This is a genomic window from Photorhabdus hindustanensis, assembly GCF_002968995.1.
Taxonomy (GTDB): Bacteria; Pseudomonadota; Gammaproteobacteria; order Enterobacterales; family Enterobacteriaceae; genus Photorhabdus; species Photorhabdus akhurstii.
The window spans coordinates 1-21099 of the sequence record NZ_PUWT01000081.1 but is presented as its reverse complement, the minus strand read 5'-3'; the positions used below and the strand labels follow the sequence as shown (position 1 = coordinate 21099).

Genomic DNA, 21099 nt, shown 5'->3' with positions numbered 1-21099 from the left:
GCTTCATCAAGAAACTGGAATACAAAGCCACAGCGGCGGGCGTTCATTTGGTCAAACTGGATCAGTGGTTCGCCAGTTCGAAGACCTGTCATTGCTGCGGTCACAAAATGCCGGAAATGCCGCTGTGTAAGCGGATCTGGCCATGCCCTTGCTGTCGAGTCGAACATGACCGCGATATCAATGCGGCGATCAACATCCAGCACAAGGGCATAACAGAATTACAGGCGGCGGGACTCGTCGTCTCTGCCCACGGAGGCCAGCGTCAATCCGTCATAAAGACGGTGGCGGCCTGAGAAGTGGGAAGCCTCGCCGTTTTTTACGGCGGGGAGCAGTCACAAGAGGATAAAATTTTATTCAATACTGAAGAAGCTGAAAAGCTTTTCAATGAGGCAGGGGTGCTTTTTAGCGGTCAGATAAAAAAGGATTTCGAACAACTGTTAGGATTCAATAAAGCTATAACTGAAGAGCGATTTGGATATCTGACCGAAGAAAAATCAGAAATTGAAGCCAAATTGAGAAGTATAAACACTAGACTAAACGAACTAGGAAAATGTCGCTCAAAAAACTTGTCATTCTTAAGTGACACCGAGGTTTTTTCCAAATATAAAATTCTCTCAAGAGAGCTAGTTTCCCTACGTGCGGATATTGAGACTCTAGAAAGACAAAAGGCACATCTACACAAGTTGCAAGAGCTTAGAACTGAAATTCGAGCACTTTCCGAAGAGTGTAGTCATTTACAATCCAAAATTGAGGATAATGTTGAGTCTCAAAACTCAGATCAATCTAGCGTTTTCTCTCAAATTCGGCTCTATTTTAGTGAAATTGTCGATGCTGTCATTAGCCGTAAAGCATTACTCAGTGTGTCTCCGAATCGAAAGGGGCACTTGCAATTTAAAGCGGAAATCCTTGATGAATCAGGCAACGCAACAAGTGCAGACTTAGGGCATACTTATAGAAAGCTGCTATGTATCGCTTTTGATTTAGCTGTACTAAGAACTCATAAAGATGAGAAATTTCCTCATTTTGCCTTTCACGATGGAGTATTCGAGTCTTTAGATAATAGAAAGAAAGAGAATTTATTGGCTATTTTACGTGATTACGTTGAACTAGGTATTCAGTCTGTTATCACACTAATAGATTCAGATCTTCCTACTCGATCTCCTAAAGAACTGCCGGTATTTGACAGTACGGAAATTGTTCTTCAACTGCATGACGAAGGAGAGTCTGGCCGGCTTTTCAAGTTAAAAACCTGGTAAAAGTTATTGAGCTTTACTACCGGATACAGATAAGGCGGCTAGTTGCTTAGGTGCTATTATCCTAGCCCTATGAATTATCCCTAAAAATTGAACAAGTTAAATTACTGGGCTACCAAGGTCTGAGTCCTGTATTTTACTGGACTCAGACGCTTTAATTTTTACTTGATCCGGTAATGGTTGTGGTAATAAACAGGAGATTTCAATTCTACCGACAACTATATTATCACCCGTTAAATAGTTACTTATTCATCACCGGAATGCTTCCACGTAGCCAACTACCTAATTTACGCTGGTAAAATGGTTGCGTATGTTGAATTAAATAATGGCTAATACCGCCCTCTTTTTCATCAACTAAACAGAAGTCAATCGGCTCCTCTTCGGAGGTGTATTCACAAGCAATAGTGCCTGCTTCGTGGATTAATTGATCAATTTCGTCTGCCGCGCCACTTATTTCCAGTCCAATTAATAAATTGGGGTTTTCATCCACATTTTTATCATGGGCTTGAATGATAAAAGCACGGCGAACAGGTTTACATTGGCTAAATAAACTGACCAAAGCTTCAATGAGCTGCGAAGGATATTCTTCCGGTTGGCTAAGTGTTATTTTACTACCACTTGGAACATCAATCTCAACCGAAATTAATTCACTTAATGAACCCATAAAAATCTCCAATCAGTTTTTTAGATAAAATAAATTTATTTCGCCTTCGCCAACAGCAAATTAGCAATCGAACGAACCCCATAACCTGTTGCACCAGCGGACCAATGTTCTACCGCAGATTTACGATAAGTTGCCGAACAGTCAATGTGAATCCAACCTTTTTGGTATTCTTCCACAAAGTGAGACAGGAAAGCCGCCGCAGTGCTAGCACCCGCAGTATGCGATGACCCAGCAACGTTGTTCAAGTCAGCAAAATTCGATGGCAGTTGGCTACGATGGAATTCAGCTAGCGGCAGGCGCCAGAACAGTTCATTCTCAGATGCAGAAGCCGCCAACAGATCAGCCGCCAGTTTGTCATCAAAGCTGAATACAGAGTGGTAGTCATTACCCACCGCCGTTTTCGCCGCACCGGTCAACGTTGCCGCGTCAATGATTAATTTCGCTTTCTCTCTGCTGGCATCAATTAGACCATCAGCCAGAACCAGACGACCTTCCGCGTCTGTATTCATCACTTCAACAGATTTGCCATTACGGTAATGAATAACATCACCCAGTTTAAAGGCGTTACCACTGACCATGTTATCCGCTATGCAGAGGAACAGTTTAATTCGATGTTTCAAGCCACGACTGATTGCCAGCGCCAATGCGCCTGTCAGGGTTGCTGCTCCTCCCATGTCCGATTTCATGGAATCCATAAAGGAAGATTGTTTCAGGCTGTAGCCGCCAGTATCAAATGTGATGCCTTTCCCTACCAGGCAGGCAAACACCGGCGCTTGTGGGTCGTTAGTTGGGTTGTAATCCAACGCCAACAGAATCGGATCACGAGAAGAGCCACGGCCAACGGTGTGAATGCCAGCATAACCCTGTTCACGTAAATCTTCGCCTTTAATAATGCGATAACTTACTGACTCGCCAGCCATACCACACATCAGGTCAATCGTCCGCTTCGCCAATTGTTCCGGCCCAAGTTCTTCCGCTGACATATTGATGGTGTCACGCACCCAATCAATAATTTTAATTCTGCTTTCCAATTCCTGCTTTTCAGCCGCTGGCAATTGAGGCCATTCAATAGAACGATTACCTTTTGGCGCACGGAATCCTTGCCAGAAAGCCCAACTTTTCTCTAAATCCCAACCTTCGCCAACCAGAGCCACATGACGAATTCCCTGCCCGTCAATTTTACGCCCGGCACGTTGCACCGCCCCTAATTTACCTTTACCAACCAGATGAATCATTACCCCTTGATCACTGGAACTAATCAGCGCTTTTTCACCCCAGCAAGCTGCTGCTGGTTCATAAGACAGTGTTATCGGCATGATTTGTTTAGTCATTCTTTTTTCACCTCTTATTATTACCACTCAATGGCAGTGAGGAGCTTATTCAAGCTTCTACCGATATAATTCTTCGTCTGCCAGAGATTCATCCTATAAAAAAACCGGCCAGAGCCAGTTTTTCATTGAAGTTCAGCCTACATCAAAATTATGACGGATAAATAACAAATTAATGCGATTTGCTATTCAAACTCATCCAACCAAACAAGTAGGATCGCTTCCAAAATCTTTTCATTGGATTTTTCAGGCGCATCATCAAAATCCTCCAGTTCACAAATCCACTGGTGCATATCAGTAAAGCGAACCGTTTTTGGGTCTACCTCAGGAAATTTGTCATATAGCGCTTCACCAATTTCACGGCTATTGGACCATTTCAGGCTCATTTATTTTTCTCCTGCCAATCAGTGCTCACGGGCATGGTTAATGGTGTATTTGGGAATTTCTACCACTAAATCTTCGTCAGAGACTCTAGCCTGACAACTCAGACGACTTTCCGGTTCCAGCCCCCAAGCTTTATCCAGCATGTCATCTTCCAGTTCAGAGCTCTCTTCCAGTGAATCGAAACCTTCACGAACGATACAATGGCAAGTTGTGCAAGCACAGGATTTTTCACAAGCATGCTCAATTTCAATCCCATTGCGCAATGCAACATTCAGAATGGATTCCCCTTCTTCGGCTTCCAGAACTGCGCCATCAGGGCAAAGATCGTTATGAGGTAAAAAGACAATTTTCGGCATAATTAAATCTCGTCCACAGAATGGCCCGCCAACGCCCGGCGAACAGATGAATCCATCCGACGCGCAGCGAATTCCTGCGTTTGCTTATCCAGTTGTTTAATCGCGTTTTCAATAATTTCAGGATCATTGCCCTGAACGCTTGTTATAAGTATTTCCACGGCCGCATCAATTGCCGCCTGTTCTTGTTTATTCAGTAGATAGGAGTCTTTTTCTAACGCACTGGTGACACTTTCCAGTACTCGCGCCGCTTCAACTTTTTGTTCTGCCAGTTTACGCGCACTGAGATCTTCCTGAGCATTCGCCATAGAGTCTTTTATCATGCGAGCAATCTCTTCATCAGATAAGCCATAGGAAGGCTTCACCTGAATAGAAGCTTCGACGCCAGTGGATTTCTCCAACGCACTGACACTCAACAAGCCATCAGCATCGACCTGGAAAGTAACCCGGATATGGGCCCCACCAGCGGGTAATGGCGGAATACCACGTAGGGTAAAACGGGCCAGTGAACGGCAATCACTTACCAATTCTCTTTCCCCTTGCACTACATGAATGCTCATTGCACTCTGGCCGTCTTTGAAGGTAGTGAATTCCTGCGCTTTGGCAACCGGAATGGTCGTGTTACGTGGGATAATTTTTTCAACCAAGCCTCCCATCGTTTCCAGCCCAAGTGAAAGCGGAATCACATCCAGCAACAGCATGTCGCTATCTGGCTTGTTACCCACCAGAATATCCGCCTGAATCGAAGCCCCCACCGCAACCACTTTATCAGGATCAATGGAAGTCAGCGGTTCGCGGCCAAAAAACTCGCCAACCCTATGACGAACCAGCGGTACACGGGTAGAACCACCCACCATAACCACCTGTAAAACTTCATCCGCAGAGACTTCTGCATCTTTCAATGCCCGGCGACTTGCCAGTAAAGTCCGTTTTATCAATGGTGTTATCAGGGCTTCAAATTCGCAACGGGTGATTTTACCCTGCCAACCGGCAATGTTTATCTCTGCAATATCAGCATCACTCAAGGCGATTTTTACCTGAGTAGCCGTATCCAATAGCCGGCGTTGCAGACTATGGTCATTTCGGTCACCAATATCCGCCTGTTCACGAATCCAATCAGCCAGTATCAAATCGAAATCATCACCGCCCAGCGCGGTGTCGCCACCGGTCGCCAGCACTTCAAAGACACCACGGCTTAACCGAAGAATAGAAACGTCAAATGTACCGCCGCCTAAGTCATAAACCGCAATCACGCCTTCTTGACCAGAATCCAGTCCGTAGGCAATCGCAGCGGCAGTCGGTTCATTAAGCAAACGCAGAACGTGCAATCCGGCTAAACGCGCCGCATCTTTTGTTCCCTGACGCTGTGCGTCATCAAAATAGGCAGGAACCGTGATCACAACACCGTCAAGCTTACCATCCAGTGTTTCTTCTGCACGCTGCGCCAGCGATTTAAGAATCTCAGAAGAAACCTGAATGGGATCAACCAAACCCGTTGCGGTGTTGATTAACGGCAACCCGTTTTCACTCGCTTGAAATCGATATGGAAGATTTGGATAACGTTGCTGAATGTCAGCCAGAGAGCGCCCCATCATACGTTTTACTGAGCTGATGGTATTAGCGGGATCATGTACCGCCTGTTGACGGGCCTGCCAACCAATTTCAAGCCCCTTTTCATGGTAGCGAACAACTGAGGGAAGCAGGTAACGATTTTCACTATCCATCAATGTTTCCGCTTGCCCACTGCGAACAGTGGCAACTAATGAATGTGTCGTACCTAAATCAATACCGGCAGCTAAACGACGTTGATGTGGCGCAGTGGATAACCCCGGCTCGCTAATTTGTAATAAAGCCATATACGCTTTCCTTAAAAGTCGTCCAGTAAACGTTCTTCCAGCTGCTCAACCTGCTGTTGCAATTTATCCAGAAAACGTAATTTACGCACCGTATCGGCTGCTGGTTCCCACTGCTGTTCATCCAATTGCCGCACCATTTGCTGATTGCGGGTTTTAATCATCCCACTCAGACGAGCCGCAAAATCCGCCAATGCCGCTTCTGGATCAGCTTTACTGGCAATACATTCCAACTCTTCCCGCAACATGAGCTGTTCCATCAGGAAAGCGTTGTCACTCATGGTGTGCTGTTCATTGGCTAAATCAAAACCATGCAGAGAGAGCATGTATTCAGCGCGTTTCAGTGGATGTTTGAGCGTTTGATAACCGTCATTGATAGTCGCGGCTTGCTGCAACGCCAGCGTTTTTTCACGTTCTGGCTGACTAGCAAAGCGATCCGGATGAAACTGACGTTGCAATTCTTGATAACAGCTTGCCAGTTGTTCACGATCAACAGCATAACGAGCCGGCAGCCCAAATAAAGTGAAATAGTCCATAATCTAAACTTACTCTGGATTTGGCCGAAAAACGGAATTAAACGTTAAAACTCTCTCCACAACCACATTCACTGGAAACATTTGGGTTGTTGAATTTAAAGCCTTCGTTAAGGCCCTCTTTAACAAAATCCAGCTCTGTACCGTCGAGGTAGACCATGCTCTTGCCATCTACGATAACTTTGACACCCTTATCTTCAAACACTGTGTCGTCTTCGTTAATCATATCGGCAAATTCAAGCAGGTAGGCCATACCTGAACAGCCTGATGTTCTGACGCCCAGACGCAAACCAACACCTTTTCCACGGTTACACAGGAATGACGAAACGCGTTGTGCAGCACTTTCTGTAAGGGAAATTGACATACAACAACCTCACTTATTAAAACCAGCAAAGGCGGATACCGGATGGTATGTAACAGCCAGTATCCACCAAATTTCTTCTTATTATTAAGGGCCGTTATCTGCCCTGACGTTTACTTTTATAATCCGCAATCGCCGCTTTAATCGCATCTTCCGCCAGAATAGAACAGTGGATTTTCACTGGCGGCAGTTCTAATTCATCGGCAATTTCAGTATTTTTAATCGATTCCGCCTGCTCCAGAGATTTGCCCTTCATCCATTCAGTCACTAAAGAGCTGGAAGCAATCGCAGAACCGCAACCGTAAGTTTTGAAACGCGCGTCTTCAATAATGCCTTCATTATTGACTTTGATTTGCAGTTTCATCACGTCACCACACGCGGGGGCACCGACCATGCCGCTGCCAACCGTTGGGTCTTCACTATCGAAAGAACCGACGTTACGTGGATTTTCATAGTGATCAATTACTTTTTCGCTGTAAGCCATGTTGTTACTCCTGAAACCGTCTGATTAATGATGAGACCATTCGATACTGTTTAGATCCACACCTTGTTTAAACATTTCCCACAGTGGAGAAAGTTCACGCAGGCGGCCAATAGATTTGTGAATCAGTTCAATGGCGTAGTCGATCTCTTCTTCTGTTGTAAAGCGCCCTAAAGAGAAACGGATAGAGCTGTGAGCCAGTTCGTCATTCATCCCCAACGCACGCAGTACGTAGGATGGCTCCAGGCTGGCAGAAGTACATGCAGAACCCGAAGAAACCGCCAGATCTTTTAATGACATCATCAATGATTCACCTTCAACATAGTTGAAGCTGACATTCAGAATATGCGGCGCGCCGTGTTCCAAATCTCCGTTCAGGAAGACCTCTTCGATATCTTTGATACCGTGCCACAGACGCAACCGCAGGCCGCGCAGACGCTGAGATTCACTCTCCATTTCCTGCTTGGCGATGCGATAAGCTTCACCCATACCCACAATCTGATGAACAGGCAAAGTACCAGAACGCATACCGCGTTCATGGCCGCCGCCATGTTGCTGCGCTTCAATACGAATGCGTGGTTTACGGCGAACGTACAGTGCGCCAATCCCCATCGGCCCGTAAATTTTATGGGCGGAGAAAGACATTAAATCGACTTTCAGTTTGGTTAAGTCAATTGGCAGTTTGCCTACGCTCTGAGTGGCGTCAACATGGAAAATGATACCGCGGCTGCGACACATTTCACCAATGGCGGCAATATCCTGCGCCACACCAATTTCATTGTTAACATGCATGATAGAAATCAGAATGGTGTCATCACGCACCGCAGCTTCCAGATCGTTTAAATCAATCAACCCGTTGCTCTGAGGCGCCAAATAAGTGACTTCAAACCCTTCACGTTCCAATTGACGGCAAGTATCCAGAACCGCTTTATGTTCGGTTTTGCTGGTGATGATGTGCTTGCCCTTTTTCTGGTAAAAATTAGCCGCGCCTTTGATGGCAAGATTGTCAGACTCCGTTGCGCCAGAAGTAAAAACAATTTCTCGCGGGTCCGCACCCACCAAATCAGCAATCTGATTACGGGCAATATCAACCGCTTCTTCAGCCTGCCAGCCAAAACGGTGTGAACGAGAAGCGGGATTACCAAATATCCCGTCCCTGGTCAGATAGTTCATCATTTTTTCAGCAACACGCGGATCAACCGGCGTCGTTGCTGAGTAGTCTAAATAAATTGGTAATTTCATTGCTCACATGCTCCCTACTTCTAATACTTCAATTCATCACAAGCTCTGCTTATGGGCGCAGATTGACATTAATTGTTTCTTGTGGTCTACCGTTAGGTACACGGCGTTTATCGTTATCCTGGCGACCAGCAACGTCCAATACTTCTTGGTTATTGACTAATTCTTCTAGACTGATACTGCTCAGGAAACCGGTAATACGATCACTTAAATCGCGCCATAAAGCATGAGTCAGGCAGCGATCACCGCCCTGACACCCTTCTCTACCCTGACAACGGGTAGCATCTACCGATTCATCAACTGCGAAAATCACTTCGGCAACAACAATTTCACTGGCATCTTTGCCCAATAAGTAACCACCACCCGGACCACGGACACTTGAAACCAGACCATTTTTGCGCAAGCGAGAAAATAGCTGTTCAAGATAGGAGAGGGAAATACCCTGACGTTCAGAAATGTCGGCCAATGGTACCGGGCCTTCTTGTGAGTGCAACGCCACATCAAGCATGGCAGTTACCGCATAACGCCCTTTAGATGTCAATCTCATAAATGAATTACCCCGTGGTGAAATATGAGCGAAATTGTGTCATTCCTGAGTATTTTAGTCAACTATTTAACCTAGTAATTTACTCAACTATTTCTTCGCCCATTTTTCAACGGAGGACAAGATACCACGCAGAATATTCAGTTCCTGCATCTCTGGCCGGGCACGGGTAAAAAGCCGCCTTAATCTATTCATTATCTGGCCGGGATGCGCTTTTCTAATAAAACCGGAATCATTTAATACACGTTCAAGATGATGATAAAAGCGTTCCATATCATCAGCTAATGGATATTCCACTTCATCGGTTTTTTGCTCATTTTTATCCTGACGCGCTAAATAAGCCATACGGATTTCATAACTGACAAGCTGAACCGCCATCGCCAGATTTAACGAACCGTAATCCGGATTAGTTGGGATATTCAGATGATAATGGCACTTCTGTAATTCTTCATTGGTCAACCCTACCCGCTCACGGCCAAAAACAATGGCAACCGACGCGTGTTCAGCCTCTTGAACACTGCGTTCACCACATTCACGAGGTTCAACCATCGGCCATGATAACGTTCTTGAACGGGCGCTGGTGCCAATCACCAATCCACAACCGGCCAGCGCTTTATCCAAACTATCGACCATCGTCGCATTACCAATAACATCGCTGGCGCCAGCAGAAAGTGCAATCGCGTGAGAATCTGGCTGAACCAGTGGATTAACCAAATAAAGATTAGTTAATCCCATTGTTTTCATTGCCCGGGCGGTTGACCCCATATTCCCGGTGTGGGAAGTTTCAACCAGGATAATGCGGATATTTTCTAACATGGCAACTTCTGAATAGTCTGGATGGTTATAAGAACCAAATATCTTAACACAACATTAGTATTTTTCCGAATTACTGCTATACTATGCGCCGATTAATTACCCGTTCTTTAACATCCTGGTGGAAGATATCCCATGCATCCGATGCTGACCATCGCCATACGCGCTGCGCGTAAAGCTGGCAACCTAATTGCTAAAAACTATGAAACTCCTGATGCGGTTGAAGCGAGCCAAAAAGGCAATAATGACTTTGTTACCAATGTTGACAAAGCCGCAGAAGCGCTCATTATCGACGTTATTCGCAAATCTTATCCCAAACACTCGATTATTACCGAAGAGAGTGGCGAGCTGCTAGGCGAAGAGGCTGATATTCAATGGGTAATCGATCCACTGGATGGCACGACCAACTTTATCAAACGCCTCCCTCACTTCGCCGTTTCTATTGCGGTACGCATTAAAGGCCGTACTGAAGTTGCGGTTGTTTATGACCCAATGCGTAATGAACTTTTCACCTCAACCCGCGGTCAAGGGGCACAGTTGAATGGCTACCGTTTGCGTGGCACCAATGCCCGCGATCTGGATGGCACTATTCTGGCAACAGGTTTCCCATTCAAAGCAAAACATCATTCCACTGTTTTTATTAATACTTTGGGTAAATTATTTGTTCGTTGTGCTGATTTCCGTCGTACAGGCTCCGCTGCACTGGATCTGGCTTATGTTGCGGCTGGTCGGGTAGATGGTTACTTTGAAATTGGCCTAAAACCGTGGGATTTTATGGGTGGCGAGCTGTTAGTTCGTGAATCTGGCGGTATCGTAACTGATTTCGTTGGCGGTCATAATTACATTCATTCCGGCAACCTTGTCGCAGGTAATCCACGCGTTGTTAAAGACATTCTGGCCGAAATGCGTGATGAATTATCAGAAGCATTGAAACGTTAATTTCAAATCAGCGTCACAAGACAGTTATCAGGTAGACCGCAAAAAGTGCGGTCTACCCTGCGATTGATTTAACTAACAACTAAAGACCGTTGTTACTCCGCCAACCAATAAACAGCTTCATAAGGCTGTAACTGCATATTTTCTACAGGTAACTGGTTTTCAGGATAGTTCCCCATCAATTTCACCCATGAACAGTGGGATAAAGAAGTATCCGGCGACCACTCTTGCACTTCTGCGCTGAGGTTAGCAATAACCAGCAACGTTTGGTTTTCCCAACGGCGAACATAACACCATAGCCAAGGGTGAGACGGCAACAAATCCTCATAACTGCCATAAGTCAATACCGGATATGTTTTACGCAGTTTTATCAAGCGGGCATAACAATGGAAAACTGAATCCTCATCCTGGATGGCATTTTCAGCGTTCACAGCCTGGTAATCACTATTCAACGCTATCCACGGCTCCCCTTGAGTAAACCCTGCATTGGCAGTCGCATCCCATTGCATCGGCGTTCGCCCATTATCACGAGATTTCTTCGCTAAGACCGATAAGATTTGCTGTTTATCACTGCCCTGCTCAATCTTCTCTTGATAAATATTTAAACTTTCTATATCCCGATACTCTTCAATATGCGAAAAATGAGGGTTAGTCATTCCCAGTTCTTCCCCTTGATAGATGTAAGGGGTTCCCTGCATGCCATGCAGTACCATTGCCAACATTTTAGCGGACGGCACCCGCCAAACACCTTCACCGCCAAAACGTGAAACAATACGCGGCTGATCGTGATTACACCAGAACAGCGCATTCCATGCCCGTTCGTGCATGCCTTGCTGCCACTTAGCAAAAATTTTCTTCAATTCAACAAAATCGGGCGGTGCCGCAACCCATTTTTCACCGTTGGGGTAATCGACTTTTAAATGATGAAAAGCAAAAACCATTGACAACTCTTCACCATCCAATGAAGAGTAGCGTTGACAATGTTCCAGTGAGGTAGAAGACATCTCCCCGACCGTCATCACTCCGGCAGGCTGGAATACTTCTCTGTTCATTTCTTGCAGAAATTCATGAATACGCGGGCCATCAGTGTAGAACTGACGCCCATCTCCCTGAGTTGATTCAGGGAAGTCTTGCTGCTTAGAAACCAAGTTAATGACATCCAGACGGAAACCATCAACACCAAGGCCAGCCCAGAATTCGCAAATCTTTTTCAGTTCAGCCCGTACAGGTTCATGCTCCCAGTTTAGATCGGCCTGCTCAACAGCAAACAAGTGCAAATAATACTGTTGGCTTGCTTCATGCCACGCCCAAGCATTGCCGCCAAATTTTGACGCCCAATTATTGGGCGGCGTCCCAGGTTCCCCATCCCGCCAAATGTAATATTGCCGATAAGGGCTATCAATATCCTGTGCTTGTTTAAACCAAGGGTGTTGAGTCGATGTATGGTTGAAAACAATATCTACGATGACACGGATATCACGTTGATGCGCCTCATCAACCAAACGCTTAAAATCATCCATTGAGCCGTAAGCCGGATCAATCGCACAATAATCAGCGACATCATAGCCGTTATCTACCTGTGGCGAGCGGTAAAAAGGCGTCACCCAAATAGCGTCCACGCCCAATTTCTTCAAATAATCAAGCCGGTAAGTAATGCCGTTAAGATCGCCCGTTCCGCTACCCGTAGTATCCTGGAAACTCTTAGGATATATCTGATAGATGACGCCTTGTAACCACCACGGAATGATTTTGTCCATCAAAAACACCTTATCAATATATTTCCTGAATTGAATAACCACATGGCTATTTTTATATCTGTTATTTATGAAGATTTAACCGCATTATTCAACAGCTAACATACCGGTCATATTCTTCCTGCGATAAATAACAGTCGTGAGAATCAACGGAACAATGATGGCAACAAGCATAGCTAATGCGTAAATTAGCCAAAATTGTGGTTTGATCGAAAGAATACCCGGCAGACCACCTACACCAATACCGTTTGCCAATACGCCACCCAACCCACAAATCAACCCGGCTAAACTAGAACCAATCATGGCGCAGAGCATAGGAAATCGATATTTGATATTAATACCGTACATTGCCGGCTCAGTGACGCCCAAATAGGCGGAAATAGCCGCAGGTACGGATACTTCACGTTCATTACGCTTTTTACTGATTAAAATAATACCAACAACTGCGGAGCCCTGAGCAATATTGGATAATGCAATAATAGGCCATATCGGTGTTCCTCCTATACTCTGCACCATCTGCATATCTATGGCTAATGTGGTTTGATGGATACCTGTAATCACCAACGGCGCGTAAAAGAATCCAAATAAAGCTGCACCAATAGGCGCAAAACTTCCCGTCATCAATGCCTTAACAACCCAAGCAACTCCATCACCCATTAACCGACCAAATGGCCCAATAAGGCTATGTGCTAAAAAAGTCGCCAATATTAACGAAACTACCGGAACAATGACTAAATAGAGATAACTAGGAACCACCCGTTTTAACTGAACTTCAATCCACCCCAAAGTAACGCCCGCCAAAAGTGACGGAATAACCTGCGCCTGATAACCCACTTTTCCAATCGTGAACAGGCCAAAATTCCATATATCAGGGATTTGTTGCCCTAAATGATAAGCATTCATTAATTGCGGCGAGACCAGTGTTACTCCCAATATAATGCCTAATATTGGTGTTCCCCCCATCATCCTAACCGCCGACCAACAAATACCCACTGGCAGATAGAAGAATATTGCCTCTCCTAACAGCCACAGAAAATCATATATTGTTTTCCAAATAGGATATGTTTGAGCTAAAGTTTTACCTTCACTAAAAGGAATATCACCAATAATGTTACGGAAACCTAGAATGAGTCCGCCACTAATTAATGCTGGTAAGAGAGGAAAAAATATCTCCGCAAACTTAGAAATGAAGCGCTCTTGCCATTTCATATTTTTCTTCTCAACCTGTTGTTTATCTTTTTTGTTCAATTCAGATTGACCAAGATAACTATTTAAAACCTTATAATAATCGCCAACATTAGTGCCTATCACTACCTGGAATTGCCCTGCATTGGTAAAACAGCCCTTAACCATCGGTAAATTCTTTATCTCATCCGGCTTGGCTTTAACTGGTTCAACTAATACAAACCTCAATCGGGTAATACAATGACTTACACTGGCTATATTTTCACAACCACCGATTAATGTAATTAGTTTTTCTATATCTTTAGAATTTATTTTGTTTTTCATAACAGCCAGTCATCATAAGTGAATATCAATTACTAATTAGCATGCTTAGTAAACTAATTTCATCCTAATATCATTTGGTTATGCTTGTCATGGGAACGTTCCCAAAAATGGGTTGAAGATCACATTGAAACGGCAATATTTCTTATTTTTAAGCCAACTTACTCGGAATGATTACTTGTTGTTTGGGGTATTGCCGGTTTATCTGAGCAATTAATTGACCAGCCGCATATTTACCTGCCTCACTATAACCCAGATCAATAGAAAGCGTGTTAGGGTATAAAAAGTTCAACAAAGGTGTATTACCAATGCTACCTATTTGTATATCTTCCCGATTATTTTGCTGCAAATATTTATATGCACCTAAAGCCAAACTATCGGTTGCACAGATTAAAGCTGTTGTTTTCTCTCTCAATACCTTATTAACATGCTGAAACCCACTCTGATAGCTTAAATCACATTGGGCGGAAAGTGGGCGCAGATCTTTCTGTTCACAACAAGCTAGATAAGATTGATGGCGAAGCAAACCTGTCGTGGTATCACAATCATCTACGCCGAGAAAACTGATATTTCTGTGTCCCCGCCGATAGAATTCATTCATCAATAAACGCACAGCACCAATATCGTCATAACATACAGAAGAAAAACCCGTATATTCGCGGGCAAGCACCACTATTTTGTCACGCCAAGGGCAGAGGAGCTCTTCTGACAATCCAGTGAAACCGAATAAAATAATGCCATCTGCATGACGCAATGCCAATTGACGTAGATGTTCCTGTAAAAGCTGTAGATCAAAATTACTTTCCATAATAATCGGATCGTAACCACGCTGGTAAAACAGAGGTAACATGGTACTTATCGATAAATTCTCTGAAAAAGATCCCAGACGCGACACAATTAAAGCAATGATTTTGTCACTTTTCACTCGCATCGCTCTTGCTGATTTAGATGGAACAAAATTATTTTGTTGGATAATCGCCTCAACTCTTTCACGTACTTGTGGACTTACACTATTTTCATTGTTTAATACCCGCGAAACTGTTGATTTGCCGACATTAGCCAAACGAGCGATATCTTTTATTGTTAATTTATTCGACATGATATCTCATAAAAACATTATTAAGAGGCAGTTAGTGTCTTGCAAAAATATTGCAAGACACTAAATTTATATTGTTAATAATTATAAGCTTTAACCTGCGGCCGCAGAAAGATAGCAGGAAAAGCAATTAAGGCCATCATCCAGAAAATCCCACTATGCAGATAATCATACATAAATCCGGCAATTACCGTCATGACAGCGATACCTCCTCCCATTGCCAACGCAGAATAAGCCGCTTGCAAACGCACAATTTCCCCTTCTTTTCTCGCACTGATAAAACGCATCGCCGCCAAATGGCAGACAGTGAATGTGCCACAATGCAAGATTTGAATGATAATCAACACCGGTAATGCGATGAATGTTCCCATTAATCCCCAGCGAATAACACCACATATACCAGAAAGCAACAGAAGATTACGGGCACTCCAGCGCCGAAATAATTTATTACTCAGAGTAAAAATAATCACTTCAGCCACTACGCCCAATGACCAGAGATAACCGACTACCGAGGCAGAATAACCCGCATTTTTCCAGTAAATTGCACTGAAGCTGTAATATCCCGCGTGGGCGCCCTGTAATAAAGCCACACATAACAGGAATCGACGTACTGATTTTTCAGACAACAACTGTTTAAATGACACAACATCCACTTTGGCAGATTTAGTTTCCCCAACCGGCATGATAGAGGGCCTAAGTAATGTCACCAATAAGGTAGAGAAGACGCTAAACAATATCGTGATGAGGATGGCATGATGTCCCCAGACAGAAATTAATTCCCCGGTTAATGCTGAACTGATAATAAAGGCAATTGAACCCCAAACCCGTATTTTGCCGTAATCAAAAGGAAATTGTTTTTGCCATGTTCCTGCCAGAGCATCACTCAATGGCATCATCGGCGCAAAAAATAGGTTGAAGCCAACCATGACAAACAGGAGCCATGCCCAATGATTTCCTAATGTAAAGCCAACAATGAAAATAAAAGTTATCAATGCCGATATACGCAGCGCAAAAATAAGTTTTGCGGGATCTTTAACTGTAGGCGCGATTAATAAACTGCCCAAAAAACGGGAAATCAAGCCTGCACCTAATATAACCCCTATCATATCGTACTCTATACCTTCACCCTGGAGCCAGGTTGCCCAAAAAGGTAAAAATATTCCGTAAGAAAAGAAATATGTGAAGTAATCTAACGCCAACCAGCGCGTCGATCGAATAACCATTAATCCCCCTGGTAAAAAATGCAAAAAACCCACCCCTAACTTAGTTAACTCAAGAAACTAGATATTGAGAGTTATCTTGGAGTGGATATTCCCGGGGGAAAATCCACACATCACACCTCAATATCTTATTTAAGCAAACAATGTTAGCCGGAGCAGGTTTTGTAATGATTTATTGAAATTTTAATTTATGCGTAAACCGGATATTTCGCGCAAATAGCCAGAACTTTCTGCTTAGTTGCTTCAATGGTCGCTTCATCATTGATGTTGTCCAATACATCACACATCCAGCCAGCCAATTCACGCGCTTCTGCTTGTTTAAAACCACGACGAGTAATCGCAGGCGTACCAATACGCACACCAGAAGTCACAAATGGACTCTTCGGATCATTAGGCACGCTATTTTTGTTTACCGTGATATTTGCACGGCCCAACGCAGCATCGGCATCTTTACCAGTGATGTTTTTATCAACCAGATCCAGCAGGAACAAGTGGTTTTCCGTACCGCCAGAAACCACTTTGTAACCACGTGCCAAAAACACTTCAACCATAGCTTTCGCGTTATCAGCAACCTGATGTTGATACGCTTTGAACTCTGGTTCCATTGCTTCTTTCAATGCCACCGCTTTACCTGCAATAACATGCATCAGAGGCCCACCCTGACAACCAGGGAATACAGAAGAGTTCAGTTTTTTATACAGCTCTTCATCGCCACCTTTCGCCAGGATCAAACCACCACGTGGACCAGCCAGTGTTTTATGCGTCGTGGTAGTGACGATATGAGCATGAGGAACCGGGTTAGGATATACTCCTGCGGCGATTAGGCCAGCAACATGCGCCATATCAACGAACAGATAAGCACCAATGCTGTCTGCAATTTCACGCATCTTTGCCCAGTCAACCACACCGGAGTAAGCTGAGAAACCACCGATAATCATTTTTGGCTGGTGTTTTTGAGCTTGTGCCGCGATATCGTCATAATCGATTTTACCGCTCTCATCGATGCCATAAGGCACAACGTTATATAACTTACCAGAGAAATTAACCGGAGAGCCGTGAGTCAAATGACCGCCATGTGCTAAATTCATCCCCAAAACCGTATCGCCCGGTTGCAGCAACGCCATATAAACCGCCGCGTTCGCTTGAGAACCAGAGTGTGGCTGAACGTTGGCATAATCAGCACCAAACAGCGCCTTAGCACGATCGATAGCTAATTGTTCAACAACATCTACATATTCGCAGCCGCCGTAGTAGCGTTTACCCGGATAACCTTCAGCATATTTGTTAGTGAGTTGAGAGCCCTGTGCCTGCATAACTCTTGGGCTGGTATAGTTTTCAGAAGCAATTAACTCGATATGCTCTTCCTGACGAACAACTTCCTGCTCCATCGCCTGCCATAGTTCGGGATCATAACTAGCAATATTCATTTCACGCTTTAACATTGGGTTCTCCTGACTCAGCTAACTTCTCTTCAAACAACACCCTAAAGGGCCGAATGGCACACAGTGTAAACCCTTTTCACCGAATGAGATAGTCTTGACAAAATATTTTACGCAAACGATTGCATGCCTGTCACAAGCAAGATATCTATTTTAAATAGAAGAATGAAAATTACACTGCATTTTTCCTCTTTGGTTGGAATTTATGACCTAAAGTAGTCCTTTCCTTAGTGTAAATATCTTTTATGAATATTTTTTTCACCATAAAGACCACATTCTATATTTACAAAATCCCCAAAAGGGGATAAGTTTCATTTAAAATACATGTTATAAATTTCATTATCACTTGAAAGAAATTCAGGAGTTTCACCATGCTGGATAGCCAAACTATTGCAACTGTCAAATCAACTATTCCATTACTTTCTGCTACCGGACCAAGACTGACAGCCCACTTCTATGAGCGGATGTTTAAACATAATCCTGAGTTAAAAAACATTTTTAATATGAGCCATCAACTTAATGGCGATCAGCGTGAAGCCCTGTTCAATGCGATCTGCGCCTATGCAGCCAACATTGATAACTTAGAGGTACTACTACCGGCAGTAGAAAAAATCGCTCATAAACACGCTAGTCTGAATATTCAACCAGAGCATTATCAGATTGTCGGTACTCACCTGTTGGCAACGTTGGATGAAATGTTCCAGCCGGGAAATGAAATTCTGGACGCTTGGGGAAAAGCTTATGGCGTGCTGGCTGATGTTTTTATCAATCGTGAAGAGCAAATCTATCATAGCGGTGAATCAACAGATGGCGGCTGGCGTGGTTTGCGCCCATTCCGTATTAATCGGAAAAAGGTAAAAAGCGACGTCATTTGTAGCTTTGAATTTGTGCCTCAAGATGGCGGGAAAGTAATGGACTATAAACCTGGTCAATATCTGAGTATTTATCTGGCAGATGATAGTTTTGACAACCGAGAAATTCGCCAGTATTCACTGACGGCAGCACCAAACGGCTCCAGCTACCGGATTGCCATCAAACGTGAGCTACAAGGAATCGTTTCCAACCATATGCACGATAAGATGCAAGAAGGCGATACCGTCTGGCTGGCCGCCCCACGCGGTGATTTTTTCCTTGATATTAAACCAGAAACGCCGGTTACTTTAATTTCTGCGGGCGTTGGCCTGACACCCATGATGAGTATGCTGCATCACCTCCACCAGCAAAATCACAACAGCCAGATTAACTGGTTACATGCAGCGGAACACGGCGGCCATCATGCGTTTAGCAATGAAGTCGCAACAATGGCGCAGGCAATGCCAAATTTTGCTAGCACAATTTGGTACCGTGAACCAAGGGATGAAGATCAACAAGGTATTCATTATCAACACAAAGGTTTTATGGATCTGGCAGTTTTGAATGAAGCGTTGAAAACAGAAGGAATGCATTTCTATTTCTGTGGCCCAGTTCCCTTTATGCAATATATAGCGAAACAGTTATTGGATATGGGAATTGATAAACAATTTATTCACTATGAATGTTTTGGTCCACATAAGGTGATTTAAATTTTCAACTTAATATTAAAAACATTATATGGTAATAATAACCAATAAAGTGAACTGAACATAAACTATCTTTAATTTATGGACTACGATATTCAATATTCATGTATATTGAATATGCTTAATATGACCGAAAAAACCAATTCATCACTATTTTAGAGACTTTATAGAGTTTATTTATCATGGAGCACGTCCTAATTGGACGTCAGCTCCATTGATTTCAAGAATCATGGGTAAATTTAGCGCCTATCCCAATAGGCGTAATTGTTGCAGACCGTTCTTATAAATGAATAGTGAACAATACCCTGTGAAGATAGCTGGGCTATGAGTTTTCTTCTGGGTGATCTTCCAGACATTGCACAAAACCAAAACGTTTGGTCGGGACATTAGCCATGAATGATTTTCCGGCGATGATTTCAAAATGGTGTTTTCTGTCGTCCCGGTTTCTGACGTATCCATTTCACTGAGATTGGCATTTTTATCTACCCTTGTTATAGCGCTGAATCATACTATCTATGCAATGCTTTTATCCGTTTTTTTACTCGGCTGTGGTATGAGTTTTTGGGGTTGTATTGCTGTAACTTACAGACAGAAATTAATACCGGAGAGTATATTTTCGAGGACTAATGCTGTTTACAGACTTTTCTCTTGGGGTGCGTTATGCTTGGGAGGTCTTATGGGAGGCGCTATTTATCAAGTGATTGGCTACGGTTATCTCTTCTATATAACATTAGCATTTACGCTTTTTCTTACAATTTCTTTCTACTTCATACCATTGAAGGATGATTTTTGATGAAATTACCAACGTCACTTCTGCCATTCAAAATCAGCAGAATACATACTGAACTAGGTGTATTCAAAGCTAATGGGTATAACTCGTCAACTCCCACGGATGAGATGACCATAATTCTCTCAACGGTTTTTATACTGTCCACTGATGGCTGGGAAGAACTTACTATAGCCCAATCTAATAGTAATCTATTGGAACAATTAACCCCTTACTTAAAACATCATTTAATGTCGAAGCATAAAACGCAATCATAGTGAGAGCATGAATGCAGAATGTAATACGTGAGGATGACTCGCTTCGCTCACCCTACGGGCCGCACTAAAAGTGCGTTCAAAAGCTCATGCTTTTGTCTGATCACTACCTAGGTTCGCTCTTTATGGCAAAGAAGGGCAAATAAAATAGCCTTATTGGAATAGGCCGTTACTCTGACTGGCAATCAAGTTTACCTCACAGGCTGTTTGCATTCCTTCAAGCGCAATAGGTTTTCCTTTATATTTTAGAGAGCTAGCACCCTGAATAATAGGAAAAACACCTTTGCATTGAGGGCACTCCACCAAATCTTCTTTACCTGCTATGGGAATACCATTGTGAGTATATTGAGCAATAGCGGTAATCACCTTACCGCCATGATCTGTCGTATCGCCCAGCAGAATAACCGCCTTTGACATTAAATTTCTCCATCGTTTTCCGATTGGTAAATAACATCACCTCTCATTAAACCTCGGTAATTAACGGCAGTAATCCCAGATTTACCAACTGAATTTCAATATCATTGGATTTATCAATATCCTCCTGATTTCTTCCATCAAAAATCCCTTTCTTGGTGATAATCAGAGTGCCGATCTGTTCATTATTTTGGTACACAGGCAGCACATCTTCCGCCATAGGCAGATAGAACTTATCAATAATACGGGGCTGGTAAAGCATCCAGCCGACACTAAGGCGATCAGGAAAAACCTGCCTGCCTTTTAAGGTATAGCCGTTAGTTTCCAC

The 21099-nt window shown here is 43.6% G+C and carries 19 protein-coding genes and 4 pseudogenes; 4 read left to right on the top strand and 19 right to left on the bottom strand.

What is annotated here, in order from left to right:
• Together C6H66_RS22680 and C6H66_RS22675 are read left to right on the top strand one after the other, a co-directional pair.
• On the top strand, nucleotides 1-293 hold a 293-nt coding region (locus tag C6H66_RS22680; protein WP_105396801.1), incomplete at its 5' end, for a zinc ribbon domain-containing protein.
• 3 nt (nucleotides 294-296) lie between these two features.
• Complete coding sequence (locus tag C6H66_RS22675) at nucleotides 297-1256, top strand: DUF2326 domain-containing protein (RefSeq protein WP_248000786.1); 960 nt, start codon at nucleotides 297-299, stop codon at nucleotides 1254-1256.
• Nucleotides 1257-1494: 238 nt separating this feature from the next.
• On the opposite strand, the pseudogene C6H66_RS22670 reads toward C6H66_RS22675, so the two are convergent.
• The 11 genes and pseudogenes from C6H66_RS22670 to trmJ form a co-directional block, all read right to left on the bottom strand.
• Nucleotides 1495-1887: pseudogene (locus C6H66_RS22670) on the bottom strand (enhanced serine sensitivity protein SseB C-terminal domain-containing protein); the annotation flags it as partial.
• Between the two features lie 65 nt (nucleotides 1888-1952).
• The gene (gene pepB / locus C6H66_RS22665) at nucleotides 1953-3248 is read right to left on the bottom strand and encodes an aminopeptidase PepB (protein WP_046395943.1); all 1296 of its coding nucleotides are present in this window, start codon (nucleotides 3246-3248) and stop codon (nucleotides 1953-1955) included.
• Nucleotides 3249-3430: 182 nt separating this feature from the next.
• Complete coding sequence (gene iscX, locus C6H66_RS22660) at nucleotides 3431-3631, bottom strand: Fe-S cluster assembly protein IscX (protein WP_036812475.1); 201 nt, start codon at nucleotides 3629-3631, stop codon at nucleotides 3431-3433.
• A gap of 18 nt (nucleotides 3632-3649) precedes the next feature.
• Complete coding sequence (gene fdx, locus C6H66_RS22655; RefSeq protein WP_036812477.1) at nucleotides 3650-3985, bottom strand: ISC system 2Fe-2S type ferredoxin; 336 nt, start codon at nucleotides 3983-3985, stop codon at nucleotides 3650-3652.
• A gap of 2 nt (nucleotides 3986-3987) precedes the next feature.
• On the bottom strand, nucleotides 3988-5838 hold the full coding sequence (gene hscA / locus C6H66_RS22650) for a Fe-S protein assembly chaperone HscA (protein WP_105396799.1): 1851 nt from the start codon (nucleotides 5836-5838) through the stop codon (nucleotides 3988-3990).
• An 11-nt stretch (nucleotides 5839-5849) separates the two neighbouring features.
• On the bottom strand, nucleotides 5850-6371 hold the full coding sequence (gene hscB, locus C6H66_RS22645) for a co-chaperone HscB (RefSeq protein ID WP_046395941.1): 522 nt from the start codon (nucleotides 6369-6371) through the stop codon (nucleotides 5850-5852).
• Nucleotides 6372-6408: 37 nt separating this feature from the next.
• Nucleotides 6409-6732: an iron-sulfur cluster assembly protein IscA gene (gene iscA, locus C6H66_RS22640; protein WP_065390281.1), complete on the bottom strand. Its 324-nt coding sequence runs from the start codon at nucleotides 6730-6732 to the stop codon at nucleotides 6409-6411.
• Nucleotides 6733-6826: 94 nt separating this feature from the next.
• The gene (gene iscU / locus C6H66_RS22635; RefSeq protein ID WP_065390280.1) at nucleotides 6827-7213 is read right to left on the bottom strand and encodes a Fe-S cluster assembly scaffold IscU; all 387 of its coding nucleotides are present in this window, start codon (nucleotides 7211-7213) and stop codon (nucleotides 6827-6829) included.
• 24 nt (nucleotides 7214-7237) lie between these two features.
• The gene (locus C6H66_RS22630) at nucleotides 7238-8452 is read right to left on the bottom strand and encodes an IscS subfamily cysteine desulfurase (RefSeq protein ID WP_046395939.1); all 1215 of its coding nucleotides are present in this window, start codon (nucleotides 8450-8452) and stop codon (nucleotides 7238-7240) included.
• A gap of 49 nt (nucleotides 8453-8501) precedes the next feature.
• A complete protein-coding gene (gene iscR, locus C6H66_RS22625; protein ID WP_046395938.1) occupies nucleotides 8502-8996 on the bottom strand; it encodes a Fe-S cluster assembly transcriptional regulator IscR in 495 nt (164 codons plus the stop codon).
• An 87-nt stretch (nucleotides 8997-9083) separates the two neighbouring features.
• Complete coding sequence (gene trmJ / locus C6H66_RS22620) at nucleotides 9084-9809, bottom strand: tRNA (cytosine(32)/uridine(32)-2'-O)-methyltransferase TrmJ (RefSeq protein ID WP_046395937.1); 726 nt, start codon at nucleotides 9807-9809, stop codon at nucleotides 9084-9086.
• A gap of 132 nt (nucleotides 9810-9941) precedes the next feature.
• Here trmJ and suhB point away from each other — a divergent pair, with 132 nt between their 5' ends.
• Nucleotides 9942-10745, top strand: a complete 804-nt coding sequence (gene suhB, locus C6H66_RS22615; RefSeq protein WP_065390276.1) for an inositol-1-monophosphatase — start codon at nucleotides 9942-9944, stop codon at nucleotides 10743-10745.
• A 92-nt stretch (nucleotides 10746-10837) separates the two neighbouring features.
• Here suhB and treC read toward each other — a convergent pair whose 3' ends face one another.
• From treC to glyA, 5 genes are all read right to left on the bottom strand, one after another.
• Nucleotides 10838-12499, bottom strand: a complete 1662-nt coding sequence (treC, locus tag C6H66_RS22610; RefSeq protein WP_105396798.1) for an alpha,alpha-phosphotrehalase — start codon at nucleotides 12497-12499, stop codon at nucleotides 10838-10840.
• 84 nt (nucleotides 12500-12583) lie between these two features.
• Nucleotides 12584-14005 (bottom strand): PTS trehalose transporter subunit IIBC, encoded by a 1422-nt coding sequence (gene treB, locus C6H66_RS22605; RefSeq protein WP_105396797.1) that lies wholly within the window; start codon nucleotides 14003-14005, stop codon nucleotides 12584-12586.
• 148 nt (nucleotides 14006-14153) lie between these two features.
• Complete coding sequence (gene treR, locus C6H66_RS22600) at nucleotides 14154-15101, bottom strand: trehalose operon repressor TreR (protein WP_046395934.1); 948 nt, start codon at nucleotides 15099-15101, stop codon at nucleotides 14154-14156.
• Nucleotides 15102-15175: 74 nt separating this feature from the next.
• Entirely contained in the window at nucleotides 15176-16321 is a 1146-nt protein-coding gene (locus C6H66_RS22595) for a 3-phenylpropionate MFS transporter (RefSeq protein ID WP_046395933.1), read from the bottom strand.
• A gap of 185 nt (nucleotides 16322-16506) precedes the next feature.
• Nucleotides 16507-17760, bottom strand: a complete 1254-nt coding sequence (gene glyA, locus C6H66_RS22590) for a serine hydroxymethyltransferase (protein WP_105396796.1) — start codon at nucleotides 17758-17760, stop codon at nucleotides 16507-16509.
• Between the two features lie 365 nt (nucleotides 17761-18125).
• Here glyA and hmpA point away from each other — a divergent pair.
• Nucleotides 18126-19319, top strand: a pseudogene (hmpA, locus tag C6H66_RS22585) (NO-inducible flavohemoprotein); the annotation flags it as partial.
• Nucleotides 19320-19615: 296 nt separating this feature from the next.
• Here the strand turns inward: hmpA and C6H66_RS22580 are convergent.
• The 3 genes and pseudogenes from C6H66_RS22580 to C6H66_RS22560 form a co-directional block, all read right to left on the bottom strand.
• Nucleotides 19616-19773 (bottom strand): annotated as a pseudogene (locus C6H66_RS22580) (ISKra4 family transposase); the annotation flags it as partial.
• Between the two features lie 737 nt (nucleotides 19774-20510).
• Nucleotides 20511-20774 (bottom strand): PAAR domain-containing protein, encoded by a 264-nt coding sequence (locus tag C6H66_RS22565; protein ID WP_105396793.1) that lies wholly within the window; start codon nucleotides 20772-20774, stop codon nucleotides 20511-20513.
• Nucleotides 20775-20820: 46 nt separating this feature from the next.
• Nucleotides 20821-21099 (bottom strand): annotated as a pseudogene (locus C6H66_RS22560) (Imm52 family immunity protein); the annotation flags it as partial.